Below are 13,244 nucleotides of genomic sequence, written 5' to 3'. Positions count from 1 at the left end.
TCAGACGAGCCCCGCCGTGATGACCCCCAGCGGGAGCAGGAGGGCGAGCGCGACGACCTCGACCGTGTCGCCGAGCCGCGTGAGGCGGAGGCGGGCCTTGGGTGTGAGCAGCGTGAGGCCGATGAGGACCACGGTCGCGACCACGAGGATGAGCAGCATCCAGGTGCGCACGTCGGGGAGGGCGAGAGCGACGGTCACACCGGTCGCGGCGAGGCCGATGGCCCCGATCGCCATCAGCACGAGCACCCCGAGACGGGCGTGCATCTGCCGCGACTGGAACATCATGCCGACGAAGGCGAGCACGCACAGCACGGCGCCCGTGACACCGCTGGCGGCGACGAGCGGGGTCGCGATCAGGGCGGCGAGGCCGAGCGCGGCACGGAGCGCGATCAGCGTGCGGGTACCGGCCGCGGCGCGACGCTTCACCTCCTCGGCATCGATGGGCTGCGGTGCGGAGAACATGTCGGCATCACTCTGCGGCGATATCACCCGGATGCGGGTGGAGCTCAGGGCCAGCCACGGGATGCCGTTCGCGAGCAGCGCCGTGGTCGCGAGCATCAGGGCGTACGAGGCGAGCGGATCGCCGAAGACCGCGGCCGCCGTGGCCGTGATCCCGACCGAGGCGCCGAGGGCGATGGGCACGAGGTGGATCTCGGGCTTGTCCTGGGTGACGGCCAGGCTGAGGCCTCCGACGACGACGAGTCCGAGCCCGAGAGCGGCGAGCGGCCAGCCCCAGATGCTCTGCGCGGGGACCGCGAGGTAGCCCGCGAGCCCGCCGTACGCCGCGGCGGTGAGGCCGAGCGCATGACCGGCCTCGGGCTGCCGCAGCCGCATCAGCACCGCGGCCGCGACGCTGAGCACGACCGCGCCCGATCCCGCGATGATCGCCGGGAGCAGAGACGTCGGCGGCGTCGCGACGAGGAGCACGGCGCAGAGGGCGAGGAAGGTGAGGCTGACGAAGAGGGCGGTGCGGGAGCTGTCCGCGGGCGTCCAGGAGTTGTGCTGCTCCGCCGTCGCGTCGATCACGGCTTCCACGACGTCGTCGTAGATGCGCGGCTCGCGCATGAGCCCGCCGCGCACCAGGGTCAGCAGCTCGCCGTCGTGCACGCCCTGGGCCGCGGCGCCGCGAGCGGGGTCGAGGGGCGTGCCGTCCGCCCGCTGCAGCGCGTATCCGCCGTGCGTGAGGGTCGGATCCAGCACGCCCAGACTCCGAGCGAAGCCGGGGATGATCTCGACCAGGGGGACCTGCGATGGCACCCCCACGTCGAGCCTGCGGTCGTCGCTGACCACGGAGATCCGCAGCACGGTTCCTGCCACGGTGCCGCTCTGGCTCATATCGGTGGTGTCCCCCCACGTGTGCGATGCTCTCCCGCCGCAGGCGTTGCGGGGGTCCGGCCCGGACTCACTCTAGTTGACAGGCCAGATACTATCTGTTGCGAACGCGTGGACGAGCGATGGCGGCGTCGCGCGACCGGAGGAAGGCGGGGGAGATGTCGGAAGAGATGAAGATCGGCGGCTCGCAGATCGAGGCGCTGGTCGGTGAGCTCCGTGGGGCGCGCGACGAGATCGCGCGACTGCTCGGCGACCTGCAGGCGAGCCTGGACCGGCTCGCAGGTGAGTGGAGCGGCGAGGCCCATCGCGCATATGCGCACGCCCAGGGGCGCTGGAATGCACTGATGCAGGAGATGCAGGACGAGCTCGACCGCGTGCAGCGACGGACCGGGGACTCGAACGACGTCTTCGCGAACGCACAGCGGTCCACCAAGAGCTTGTGGAGTGAGGCATGACGAATCACGATTCGACGCATGAGCGTCTGGGAGCCCTGCGCGCGGCGGACCCCGAGATCTGGACAGTGTCCGACGATGATGGGCTCGTACAGGTGTCGGTCGGGGCCGACGGTGCGTTCGACCTGCTGCGCCTGTCGCCGCAGTGGTGGCGATCGGTGCGCGCGGAGGATGTCGGTCCGCTGATCCTGCGGCTGTTCCGTGCGAGCGCGGCGTCCAGGAATCAGACGAAGGTGGAACTGGAAGAGGAGCTGGGGCACCGCGCCTCAGCGGGCGAGACCGCCCCCACCGTGGAGACGCCGAGAACGCAGGGCCGCGCCGCCCTCAGCGCTCGGCTCGGCAACCTTCTCGCCGCGTTCTCCGAACTCGATGACTATCGGCGATCCGTCGAAGCAGCGACGCGCGAGTCGATTCAGCTGCGCAGCCCGTCGGGAAACGTGACGCTCGAGCTGGTCGGCGGGACTCCTCGCGCCCTGGACGTCGACCCCTACAACGTCCAGTTCACGCCCGAACAGACTCTCACGTCCGAGATCGTCGGACTGTTCCAGGAAGCGGACCATTGGCTGCGTGATCAGCGTGACCGCGTGCTCGGTGACCTGCCGGAGCTCAAGGCGGTCGTGTCATCCGTCCGCGCCCGCACCCACCCCTCGCACTGACCACCCCTGCACCCGCATAGCGACGACGGAGGACCATGAGTTACGAAGACTATGAGGCGGCGCTCGAAGATCTCGAGGCGGACTCGAAGGTGTGGAGCGACCTGTCCACGACGTACGGCGAAGTGGCCGGGATCGTCGAGGAGTGCGCACTGGCCCGATTCGAGATGGACGGAATCGGACACATGATCGGTGCCGAAGAGAACTACAACACGGCGCAGGACACGATCTCGACGCTCGTCGACGATGCCAAGATCGCGCTCCAGGCCGTGTCGGACAAGCTTGTCCAGACGAAGCGGAACTACGAGGCGGCCGACGGCTACTCGCAGTGGTTGCTGGATCAGGGCTGAGCCGGAGCCTCGGAGAGGAACAACATGGAGTTCATCACACCCACCGACCAGGGTTCGTTCGACGACCTGGTGCGCAACGTCACCGACGGCATCGCCGAGACCGGCCAGAAGCTCACGGAATGCAACGAGGCGTACGACGCCAAGAAGGGCGACATCAGCCTCTGGGATAAGTTCCTCGACTGGTTCAAGAACACCATGAACGAGGTCAGGGAACGTCTCAACGACGCCATCGAGAAGTACAACGAGTTCGTCGCCACGATCGCCGACTATCTGAGTCCCGGCAATCCGTTCGCGATGTACGCGAAGCACGACAAATGGATCACGGTCAAACAGAAGATCACCGGCTCCAAGACGACGATCGAAGGTTCCTACCTGCGCGCGGACAGCACGTGGAAGGGCGACCCCGGCGATGGCTACGGTGACCTCGCGGAACGGCAGAAGGCCGCGATGGACACCCTGGCGGGGTACACGGACTCGATGATGGACTTTCTCAACGAGTACGCGGAGAAGATCCTCAACGCGTGGATCGACTTCGGTGAGCGGATGATCACCTACATGCTCGACCAGGTCGATGCGGCGTCCGAGTTCATCTCGGCAGACCCGCTGAAGTGGCTCGACATCGTGCCGAAGATCGTGAATGTCTGCACGAACCTTGCGCAACTCGCGGTGGACATGACGGCGCAGCTGGCCCGGAACTTCACCGCATCGAAGAGCACCGCCGACTCGCTCAAGCAGGGGATGGCCAATCTCTACGGCTTCCCGAACGGCACCTGGCCGGCTGCCGTCATCTACTGAGGTGATCATGCACGAAACCCGCATCCGCCGTGCGCGGAAACTGCTCGCGTGGACGGGGGCCCTCTGCCTGGCCGCCTCCATGAGCGCGTGTGCTCCGGCGTCGCCGGTGCAGCCGATCGCGACAAGCATCGACGACCTGCAGGCAGAAGCCACGGTCGAGAACTTCTTCGAACTCCTCGAGGACGGAGATGCGCGATCGGCGGCGTTGATGACCGACCTCGACGTCGACATCGACGCCGACGAGGCGCTGCTGCTCGCCGACGAGGTGTACTCGTCTGTCGATTCGAGGCCTGAACTCGTCGAGGTCACCCGGGCGGAGACGGTCGCGGACGGCGCGCAGGTACAGGTGCGGTACCAGGTCGGAGACGACACCAGGGACGAGACCATGCACCTCGTCCGCATCCCGAAGGAGGGCACGGTCCCGGAGCATCGCCTCGTCCATCTGTCGTCCGAGACGGTCGGGGTGGACATGTCGGGTGCGGAACGGCTGCCCGACGGCACGGAGTACCGCATCAACGGCGTGGACGTGACCGCGGCGATCGTCGCGGCAGTGCAGAATGCGTCCGCCACGGGAGGGACACCGCGCGTGCTGGCGTTCGGTGGCAGCTACCCGATCGACGTCGTGGTTCCGGGTGGCGACGGATTCACCGACACGTTCCTGCTCGAGGTCCCGACCTTCGTCGGTGGCGATTCAGCCGGCGAAGGATTCGCGGACTTCGTCCGTCAGCACGGGTTCTGAGTGGTGAGGGCACTCATTCATCGATCCAACATAGAAATTTCGATACGGATCTGTCCAGGCCGTTGGAAATGGGCACCGACCTGCCTTAGCCTATGTGCGGAAACAGATTGGTCGGGGGTTGTTCCGAAGTCGTCCCGTATCGGGAAGGCGCTCCCCCGCGTGTGTCCTCATGGGGACCGGAGGGAGTGAGTAATGGCTGATGTCATCTCCGCAGAAGAGGGGGCTCTGCGTCGCGGAGCCCAGGCCGTGCGGGAGACGAAGTCCGGGATCGATCAGCAGACCAAGAAGGTCCGCGGTGAGATCGAGCAGCTGCGCGGGTTCTGGACGGGTGCGGCTGCCGCATCGTTCACCACGCTGATGTCGCGGTGGGACGAGCAGGCTCGTCAGCTCAACGAGGTCCTCGTGACGCTCGAGGATGCCCTCGCCGGCACCGAGCGCGACCAGGCCGCGACCGAAGAAGCTCACCAGCAGACCATCTCGGGCCTCGGCTCGATGATGGGCGCCTGAGCGCAGACCGCAGAGATTTCAAGGAGAACATGATGCAGTCGATGTCCGTTCGCCCGGAGCAGGTCAACGCTCTCGCGGCGCAGATCCGCAGCGGGTCGCAGGGTATTCGTTCCGAGCTGGACCGCCTCGAGTCCGAGGTCGGCAAGCTGCGTGCGGCGTGGGATGGTGCCGCGCAGCAGGCCTACGACCAGGCGCAGGCCAAGTGGAACCGCTCGCTGAGCGAGATGCAGCAGCTGCTCACGCAGATCGCCGGGAAGACCGAGGAGATCTCGGGTCAGTACGTGCAGACCGACAAGTCGGCTGCGGGGCGCTTCGGCGCGTGAACCCGAGGCGCGGGTCTGGCGCAGAGATGCGTCGGGCCCGCGCCGTCTGCTGTGCTTTTCGGTGACCCACCGGACGGTACAGCAGGCGTGACGGGATCGCCGGAGGAAAGAAGAGGGGGCGTCGATGAGCATCGCAGTCGACTTCGATGGAGTGTTCGCCGAGCTGAAGCGGCTTCTGCGCGAACTGCAGGAGTTTCCGAGTCCTGCAGAGGTGGCTGTCGTCGAAGGCGAGGCGTCGAGCACGACTCGCGAGTTCCATCAGGCTGTCGCCAATGCCGCGCGCGAAATGGGCGATGCGACAGAGCGTGCCATCGAGAAGCTGCAGAATACGCACGACACCATCCGTGCGGCGGTCCTCCAGCTCGCGGAGCAGGACGCCGCCCTGGCAGATGAGACGAAACTGATCGTTTCTCTGCTGGACTCGGCTGTCGAGCAGACCGAGTCGATGACTCCGGTCGGGGGTGGTCTGAGCGATGGCGTGAAGGCGGATGCCGCCGACAAGTCCACCGAGCCCGAGGACGCCGACTTCTGATGCAGCGTGCGTTTCGTGGGGTTGCCGCGATCGTCGGTCTCACCGGCCTGGCGTTCGCGGCCCTCGTGCCGGCGGCTGCGGTTGCGGACACCGCAGAGTCCGGTCTGTGGTGGTTCGATCGTGGCCGGATCCAGGAAGCTCACGATGCGGGCTTCGATGGTTCCGGTGTCAAGGTGGCCGTGATCGACAGTCAGATCAATCCGGATGCGGTCGGTCTCCGCGGGGCGGACGTGACGGTCCGGGAGCCGTCGTACTGTCTGGATGCGTCTGGGACGCCGTATCCGTCGGTCGCGACAGATTATGTGGCCTCCCGTCATGCGACGAACGTCGCATCGATGATCGTGGGAACGGGGGAGGCACCCACTGGCGGCGCCCCGGTGAAGGGCGTCGCGCCCGGGGTGGAGATGCTGTTCTACACTGCGCCGGTGGTCGACGGTGTCCTCGACGACGAGGGCGAGGATGCTGAGTGTCTGCAGGAGGGTGGCAGCAAGTTGGCGGCGGACAACCGGACAGGGCTGGACCATGCCGTCTCGGACGCAGTGGCTGACGGGGCGGACATCATCTCCATCTCCTCCGGTGGCATGGACGCATCGAAGGGCATCGCGGAGGCTTACGCCAACGACGTGGTGGTGGTCGCCAGTATGCCGAACGAGGATGGGATCGCCTCCCCGCCGGCCAGTCTGAACGGTGTCGTGGCCGTGCAGGCGTTCGGTGAGGACGGCAAGATCCAGAACGGGCAGTACGGGAAGCCGAACGTGAGTGACGACGTCATCGCCGCCGCCCCGGGAATCGGTCTGTTGCTGCAGGGCGCGTCGGACTCGTGGGAGGCGCAGTCGCTCGGATCGGGGACGTCGTACGCGACGCCGATCGTGGCGGGGATGCTGGCGGTCGTGAAGCAGAAGTATCCGGAAGCTACAGCGGGGCAGCTGATTCAGAGTCTCATCCACAACACGGGCACGAAGGGCGAGCACGAGCCGAAATGGAACTCCGGCACGGGATACGGCGCGGCGTCTCTTGCCGGGATGCTGGCGGTGGATCCAACGAAGTACCCGGATGAGAATCCGATCTTCGATGCCGATGATCCGAACGCCTCCCCGTCACTTGCGATGGTGAACGAGGTCAAGGCGGCACAGGATCGGGAAAATGGGACAGCGAGTCCACGACCCTCTTCCGCGCCCGGCGGGGCTGAGCAACCATCGGATGTGTCGGCGATGCCGTGGGTGATCGGCGGTGTCATCGTTGCTGTGCTGGTCGTGGGCGGCATCACTCTCGCGATCGTCTTGACACGATCATCACGTCGACAGACAACGGAACAAGGGGGCAACCATGGCCGGTAAGCAGAGCGGCGGGTACGAGGCGGAACTGAATCGCATTCGAGCCCTGTCGGATTCAATCATCCCGAAGACGTCGGCGCTGATCCACGCGCTGGAGTCGCTGGACGGTGCGCTCGCGAACGCCCGAAAGTCGGAGTACTGGACGGGGAGCTCGGCGGAAGCTGCTACGGCCGCTGTCGACGAGATCCGAGACAAGTTCACCCGAATCCGGAACATCGTGACCGTGATCGATTCGGCCGTCGGCGAGGGCAACGAAGCACGGCGCACGGCGGCCTCAGCGGAACTTCCCTCGGCCGCAGTCGATCCGTTCTGGGCCAACGCAGCGAAGGGTGCTTCCTTCGTGGTCCACCCCGTGCTGGGACCGCTCGCCGCCGACAAGGCCTTGGACGTGATCGGGGACTTCCTCGGGAACCAGCGCGAGGAGGCGGCACGGGCCATCGTCGAGAAGGTCGAGAAGGCGCTGCTGGAGCCGACGAGGAAACTGAGCGCGGCATCCGCGGAACTCAATCAGGTCCGGATCGACTCCTCGAACAGCGAGAAGATCGACGACGGACCCACGGGTGGCCCTGAGATCGATGCCCCGAGGATCGGATCCCCGGGAATCGGCGGCGTGCCCTCCGGCTCTGCTCCCGGTGTCGGCGGTACCCCGGCGCCCAGCGGCGGGGTCGGCACGTATCAGCCGCCCGTTCCGACCTCTCCTGCGCACCCCGGCTTCCCCACGCCCCCGACGAATCCGGGGGGACCCGGGATCGGGTGGGACCCGGTGGTACCGGGGGGCGAAGGTCCCGGGCTTCCCGGCGGAAAGGACCCGTCGATCGACTCTCCCGGCGGAGGCGTGCTTCCCGGTGGCCCTGGCGGCGCGGGCAGCGGCGGAACGGGTGGCGGATACCCGACCGGCCCCGGGGGATATGTCCCGGGCGGTGGTGCGGGTGGTGGCGGCCTCGGCGGCATCGTGGGCGGTGGCGCCGGTGCGGCGGCGATTGCGGCGAGCTCGAAGATCGCCGGCTTCGGCAGCATGGGCGGACTCGGCGGTGCCGGCTTGGGGCCGGGCGCAGGCGCTGGGCTCAAGGCCGGTGGCGGTCTGCTCGGTAACTCCGCCGTCGGTGGTCTCGGCGGCGTCGGTGGAGCAGGAGGCCCCGGCGGTATGGCCGGTGCCGGCGGCGTCGGCGGGGCGGGTGCCTCGGGCACCGGGTCCTCCGGCGCGGCAGGAGCCGGTGGCCGTCCGGGCATGGGCATGATGGGCGGCGCCGGTGGCGCCGACGAGGAGGAGAAGGCGAAGCGTTCGGGCCTCGGTGGTCCTATCGCGCCGAAGCTGGAGGACGAAGAGGAAGCCGGCCCCCGCGCCAAGGGTGCTCGCGCCGGATCCCGCGACGAGCCTGCCAACTGAATGACGCCGCTGTGGTTCGGACTGGCGAGTATGGGGATGAGTGGACGCAGTGAGCTGACCCGTCGGCGCGCCGTGTCCGGGATGCGGCGGGCGGCGGCAGCGTCCCTTGCTACGGCGTTGACCGCGCTTTCGCTTGCGGGCTGCGCGTCGAGCGGCGCGACGGTGCTCACGGTGACCTCCGTGACCGGCGGCGGAGAGCAGACTCTGACGTTGCAGCCGGACCAGATCACCTGCGACTCGACCAGTGCGCACGGGCTTGCGATCTCGAAACCCGGTGACGATGTGAGTGTCACGGCCGATGATGCCCAGCGGTACCCCGCGAAGCTGACCGGATCGATCGCCTGCGACGGCCCTGTCCCCCAGCCGCATACCGAGCCTCGGGCCTCCGGTGAGGCGGCGGCATCGGATGAGTCCGAGGGCGGGCTGTGGTACTTCAACCGGGGCGAGGTGCAGGCCGCACAGGACGCCGGCCTCGACGGTTCCGGAGTGACGATCGCCGTGATCGACACCCAGGTGAATCCGGATGCTCCCGGTCTGCGGGGCGCTGACCTCCAGGTGCGGGAGGAGTCGTTCTGTTTCGACGAGTCGGGAAAGCGGTATGACGCGATCTCCTCGGACTATGTCGCGGCGAATCACGGCACGAACGTCGCCTCGATGATCCTGGGCACGGGAGAGGCGGTCGGCGGCACCCCCATCAAGGGTGTGGCGCCGGGCGCGACGGTGCTCTATTACAACTCGATGATCACCACCAGCGCGCCGGAGGGGAACGACGTCGAGTCCACCTGCCTGCAGGAGAACGGCGAGCTGATCAATGACGATCTGAGCGATGAAGGAATGCGCCGCCCCTCCGGCCTGGCAAAGGCGATCTCGGCGGCGGTGGACGACGGTGCGGATATCATCTCGGTTTCGCTGGGCGGGCTGGTCGACGCCGCGGATTCGGTGGCGAAGGCTCATGCGGCCGGAGTCGTGGTGTTGGGTTCGCTGCCGAATGTGGGCGGGGTCGGTGACTGGCCTTCGAGCTACAACGGTGTCGTCGCCGTGCAGGCGTTCGGCCCCGATGGCAAGATCCAGTACTCGACGTACGATCCGGTGCTCGCCGAGCCCTCGCCGAATCTGAGTGAGGACGTGAAGGTGGCGTCTCCGGGGCTGGAGATCATCGCGCAGGGCACCGCGGACTCGTGGGACGCGCAGCAACTGCGTTCGGGGACCTCATTGGCGACGCCGATCGCGGCCGGCTTCCTGGCGGTCGTGAAGCAGAAGTACCCGGAGGCGACGTCCAATCAGCTCATCCAGAGCATGATCCACAACACCGGGACGAAGGGCGAGCACGAACCGAAGTGGAACAACAGCGGCGGGTACGGGGCGATATCGCTCTCCGGCATGCTGGCTGTCGATCCGACGAAGTACCCGGATGTGAACCCGCTCTGGGACGCCGACGATGAGAACGCTGTTCCCCAGCAGGCCAACGTGGACGAGGAAGCCGCACTGCTCGCCGCGAGCGCTTCTCCGCAGCCGACGAGTGAGGCGGGATCCGGCTCGGGTACCGCCGGGACAGATCTCGCGCCGCTGCTGATCGGCGGTGGGGCGGTGCTCGCCATGCTCGTCATCGGCGGGGTGGTCCTCGCCGTGGTGCTGACCAGCTCGTCACGACGACAGACCGCCGCGCAAGGGGGAAAGCATGAGCAGTGAGCGCAATCGGTCACTCGACTCGTTGTGACCGAACGGAGGGGGAAGAAGATGCCGGAGGGAAATGACGTTCTCGCGTCTATGGAGGCGTTGAACGCGAAGATCGATGCGCAGATCGCGCGTTCGCGTGTGCTCGCGGAAGAAGCGGCGCGGGTGTCTGCCGAGGCGACGCAGACCACGGCGACGGTCACGTCGTCGGACGGTCGGGTCACGGTGGTGGCGCAGCCGACCGGGGCGATCGCCGAGGTACGGCTGTCGAGCGCCGTCGACGATGCGATCGCGCTCGGCGCGACGATCACCGACACGATCGCTGCGGCTCAGCGCGCGGCGGCCGACGCCGTGGTCGAGTCCCTGGCGCAGACGCTCGGTGCGGATTCCGGGCTGGTCGACGCTGTCCGGCGGGACGTCCAGGTCGCGTTTCCGGCTCCGGGCGACGACACCCTCGGGTACCGCTGATGGCGACGATCGAGGTCAACCCGTCCCGCCTGGCCGCGGCTGCGCGCTCCATCGGCGATGCGTCCGCGAACATCGACGCGGCCCTGGAGCAGCTCGTCGGGATCGCCGGCGTGCTGCGGGATTCGTGGTCGGGGGAGGCCCAGTCCGCGTTCGACTCCGCGCACGGGCGCTTCGACCTGTCGATGCGGGAGCGCAGCGCCCTCGTCGAGGCCATCGCGACCACCCTGGACGATCTCGCGACGTCGTACTCCGAGACGGACCTGGCCGGCCAGCGCGCACTCGGGGGGTAACTGAACATGACGATGTCGGGAGGATGGAAATGACCACGGGAGCGGCGAACCAGCAGATCGTCGTCGACGCGGATCTGCTGCAGGCTCATGTGCGGGCGCTCTCGGATGCCGCGGACATCCTGCGCGGCGCCGCGGCGAACGCGGCCGGCGGCGTGGGCGGAGAGGCGTTCGGGGCCCTGTGCACCCCCCTGCTCGGCCCGGCGGTGTCGGCACTCGCAGAGGCATCCCGGTCGACGCTCGCGACGGCGAGCGCGCTCTCGGCACTGACGTCTGCGGCTCTCGCAGCCACTGTCGGACAGTTCCGCGAGGTGGAGGAGACCGCCGTGACGACGTTCCGCGCGATCGAAGGACAGGCCCTGTGACCGCGGTCGCCGCGATCAGCGGCCAGGTGCGATCCGGGTCCTGGGCAGCGGGCGCTGCGGGCTACACGTCGGCGCAGGCCGATTGTGCGAGCATCCCCGGCATCGCCGGTCTGCTGATCCAGTACATCCAGCCCCTCCGCGAGTGGTTCGACGATCTGCTCGGCGACCCGGGCACCGTCGGCGCCTTCGCGGCGCGCTGGGAGGACGCGGAGCGCGCGCTCGGGAGGACGCACGCGATGCTCAGCGACGCTGATCGTCGGCTGGTCGACCTGGACGGCCGCACGGTCAGGGCGTTGCGCGAGCGCTTCTCCGATGTGCTCTCCGTGAGCGAGGACGGCGTGCAGTGGACGGGCGCGACTGCGAGCGCCGTGCGTGCGGTCTCGCACATCATCGAGTCCACCCGCGTGCTGATCTGCGACTTCCTCGGCCGTCTCAGCCGATTCGCCGAGGACCTCTTCGGATGGTCGGTGAACCCGCTGTCGAAGCTCAAGGACCTCGAGCGGTTCGCGAACTCCGCCGCGGAGTTCGTCACGGTCGGTGGCGCGCTCGTGAAGAACCTCATCAGCGCCGTCGTCTCACTCGCGGAGCTGCTGTACAAGCTCGTCCCGCTGGTCGGCGACGCGCTGCAGCGGCTCCGCGGAGTGATCGCCGACATGATGCCCGTGCTCGGGGGGCTGTTCGGCGGCCCGCTCGGAGTGCTCGGCGGCAATGTGCTGGACGACTTCCTCGACACGGATGTGAACGTGCGGGAGATCGACCCGGATGACCTGAGCGGGAGGGCGCTCCTCGCGTGGATCGAGGCGCACGAAGTCACCAACCTGCGCTCCCTCTCGGATCTCGTCGCGGTGAACACGACGACGGACGCCATGGGCGGTCAGGACGCGACGGTCATCGACATCAAGCAGGTGCGGGCGGCGGACGGTTCGACCCACTGGGTGGTGTCGCTGCCCTCGACGCAGCCGTGGGAGTTCGACGGGCCGCACGGTGCGATGAACGACCGCGACAGCAACCTGGCTCTCATGATGGACAACCCGGTCTTCCGTGGACAGTATGAGCGCGCGGTCCTGCAGGCGATGAAGGAAGCGGGGATTCCCGCCGGCGCTGATGTCGTCCTGACCGGTTTCAGCCAGGGAGGCATCATGGCGGCCAACCTCGCTGCCGACCCGACCTTCCCTTACAAGCCGCTCGCGGTGGTGACGAACGGTTCACCCGTCGACAACTTCGCGGTGCCGCCGCACGTCCCCGTCTATGCGTTCCAACACGCATCGGACGTCGTGCCGATGACCGATGGAAGCGCGGTGGCGGTGCCCGGACTACCCGGGCTGGCCCCCATCGACGTCCCGCACACGCCGATCACGGTTCTGCCGCCTAACATGCATCAGATCACGCTCCCCGACCCGCCAGGAAAGCACCTTTTCGGCGCGCACGACAATGATGCGTACGCGGAATCCGTCGCCGCGTGGGAACGACACTATCGGTCTGAGAACGATCGCGAAGACCCCTGGGATCTCGCCGGACTCGGGGGGCAGGTCATCGACCACCAGGTGTATTCGGGGGTGGAGCATTGAGGCGTCATCGCGCTCTTGCTGCCGCCGCGCTTCTCGCAGGGGCGGTCTCTTCCCTTACCGGTTGCTCGCTCGTAGCTGGCGATCTGGCGGACGACGAGGTCGAGGAGATCCCCGCGGCGCTGTTGGCCTCCGATGTCGGAGTCACCGAGGCGTTTGCAGAGAAGGCGACGAGCGGTCTCTCCTTCGAGCTGTCGGTCGGCGTCTATCTCGATGATGCGGAGTTCACCGAGTCGGACCTCGCGTCGGTTCTTCAGATCATCATCGATGAGAACGATCTGCCGACCGATGACATCGAGCTTGCGGTCCGTGACGTCGACGGTGCGGCCATCGACCTCGAATCGATGATGGAGCGGCTGGTCCCGGGAGTCGTCGACACGTCTGTGTATGGGCACGTCACGCTCACGACCGACGGCGCACGCGAGATCATCGACGCCGTCGGAGCGGGGGCATCGTGATCCCCCGAAGTGCCTGCGGCGGC

General features: G+C 67.6%; 17 protein-coding genes. 16 read left to right on the top strand and 1 reads right to left on the bottom strand.

Annotation, left to right across the window (positions count from 1 at the left end):
* Positions 1 to 1,335, bottom strand: a complete 1,335-nt coding sequence (gene eccD / locus AB0N68_RS03570) for a type VII secretion integral membrane protein EccD (RefSeq protein ID WP_187663155.1) — start codon at positions 1,333 to 1,335, stop codon at positions 1 to 3.
* Positions 1,336 to 1,490: 155 nt separating this feature from the next.
* On the opposite strand from eccD, the gene AB0N68_RS03565 reads away from it, so the two are divergent.
* From AB0N68_RS03565 to AB0N68_RS03490, 16 genes are all read left to right on the top strand, one after another.
* Entirely contained in the window at positions 1,491 to 1,787 is a 297-nt protein-coding gene (locus AB0N68_RS03565; protein ID WP_259952759.1) for a WXG100 family type VII secretion target, read from the top strand.
* Positions 1,784 to 2,440 carry a hypothetical protein gene (locus AB0N68_RS03560; protein ID WP_280568926.1) on the top strand — a complete coding sequence of 219 codons (657 nt, stop codon included), beginning with the start codon at positions 1,784 to 1,786 and terminating at the stop codon, positions 2,438 to 2,440. Before AB0N68_RS03565 ends, AB0N68_RS03560 begins: the two co-directional genes overlap by 4 nt.
* A gap of 35 nt (positions 2,441 to 2,475) precedes the next feature.
* The gene (locus AB0N68_RS03555; protein ID WP_280568923.1) at positions 2,476 to 2,787 is read left to right on the top strand and encodes a hypothetical protein; all 312 of its coding nucleotides are present in this window, start codon (positions 2,476 to 2,478) and stop codon (positions 2,785 to 2,787) included.
* Positions 2,788 to 2,811: 24 nt separating this feature from the next.
* Positions 2,812 to 3,582, top strand: coding sequence for a hypothetical protein (locus tag AB0N68_RS03550; protein WP_187663159.1), 771 nt, complete (start codon positions 2,812 to 2,814; stop codon positions 3,580 to 3,582).
* A 7-nt stretch (positions 3,583 to 3,589) separates the two neighbouring features.
* Positions 3,590 to 4,321 carry a hypothetical protein gene (locus AB0N68_RS03545; RefSeq protein WP_259952754.1) on the top strand — a complete coding sequence of 244 codons (732 nt, stop codon included), beginning with the start codon at positions 3,590 to 3,592 and terminating at the stop codon, positions 4,319 to 4,321.
* 192 nt (positions 4,322 to 4,513) lie between these two features.
* Positions 4,514 to 4,828, top strand: a complete 315-nt coding sequence (locus AB0N68_RS03540; protein WP_187663161.1) for a WXG100 family type VII secretion target — start codon at positions 4,514 to 4,516, stop codon at positions 4,826 to 4,828.
* 41 nt (positions 4,829 to 4,869) lie between these two features.
* Positions 4,870 to 5,151 (top strand): WXG100 family type VII secretion target, encoded by a 282-nt coding sequence (locus AB0N68_RS03535; RefSeq protein WP_136052373.1) that lies wholly within the window; start codon positions 4,870 to 4,872, stop codon positions 5,149 to 5,151.
* A 124-nt stretch (positions 5,152 to 5,275) separates the two neighbouring features.
* Complete coding sequence (locus AB0N68_RS03530) at positions 5,276 to 5,683, top strand: hypothetical protein (RefSeq protein WP_280568913.1); 408 nt, start codon at positions 5,276 to 5,278, stop codon at positions 5,681 to 5,683.
* Complete coding sequence (locus tag AB0N68_RS03525; protein WP_280568910.1) at positions 5,683 to 7,020, top strand: S8 family peptidase; 1,338 nt, start codon at positions 5,683 to 5,685, stop codon at positions 7,018 to 7,020. The genes AB0N68_RS03530 and AB0N68_RS03525 overlap by 1 nt, the downstream gene beginning before the upstream one ends.
* The gene (locus AB0N68_RS03520; protein WP_280568908.1) at positions 7,010 to 8,404 is read left to right on the top strand and encodes a hypothetical protein; all 1,395 of its coding nucleotides are present in this window, start codon (positions 7,010 to 7,012) and stop codon (positions 8,402 to 8,404) included. The genes AB0N68_RS03525 and AB0N68_RS03520 overlap by 11 nt, the downstream gene beginning before the upstream one ends.
* 36 nt (positions 8,405 to 8,440) lie before the next feature.
* On the top strand, positions 8,441 to 10,093 hold the full coding sequence (locus AB0N68_RS03515) for a S8 family peptidase (protein ID WP_313366658.1): 1,653 nt from the start codon (positions 8,441 to 8,443) through the stop codon (positions 10,091 to 10,093).
* 87 nt (positions 10,094 to 10,180) lie between these two features.
* On the top strand, positions 10,181 to 10,546 hold the full coding sequence (locus AB0N68_RS03510; protein ID WP_187663166.1) for a YbaB/EbfC family nucleoid-associated protein: 366 nt from the start codon (positions 10,181 to 10,183) through the stop codon (positions 10,544 to 10,546).
* Positions 10,546 to 10,836, top strand: coding sequence for a WXG100 family type VII secretion target (locus AB0N68_RS03505; RefSeq protein ID WP_187663167.1), 291 nt, complete (start codon positions 10,546 to 10,548; stop codon positions 10,834 to 10,836). Before AB0N68_RS03510 ends, AB0N68_RS03505 begins: the two co-directional genes overlap by 1 nt.
* A 23-nt stretch (positions 10,837 to 10,859) precedes the next feature.
* Positions 10,860 to 11,198, top strand: a complete 339-nt coding sequence (locus AB0N68_RS03500) for a hypothetical protein (RefSeq protein WP_363332122.1) — start codon at positions 10,860 to 10,862, stop codon at positions 11,196 to 11,198.
* A complete protein-coding gene (locus AB0N68_RS03495) occupies positions 11,195 to 12,766 on the top strand; it encodes an alpha/beta hydrolase (RefSeq protein ID WP_280568898.1) in 1,572 nt (523 codons plus the stop codon). Before AB0N68_RS03500 ends, AB0N68_RS03495 begins: the two co-directional genes overlap by 4 nt.
* Positions 12,763 to 13,221, top strand: a complete 459-nt coding sequence (locus AB0N68_RS03490; protein WP_232089166.1) for a hypothetical protein — start codon at positions 12,763 to 12,765, stop codon at positions 13,219 to 13,221. The genes AB0N68_RS03495 and AB0N68_RS03490 overlap by 4 nt, the downstream gene beginning before the upstream one ends.
* The last annotated feature ends 23 nt before the right edge of the window (positions 13,222 to 13,244 follow it).

Origin of the sequence: Microbacterium meiriae (assembly GCF_040685015.1) — a bacterium.
Lineage (GTDB): Bacteria > Actinomycetota > Actinomycetes > Actinomycetales > Microbacteriaceae > Microbacterium > Microbacterium meiriae.
Note: the sequence above shows the minus strand (reverse complement) of the source record. Positions and strands in the feature narration are given on the sequence as shown.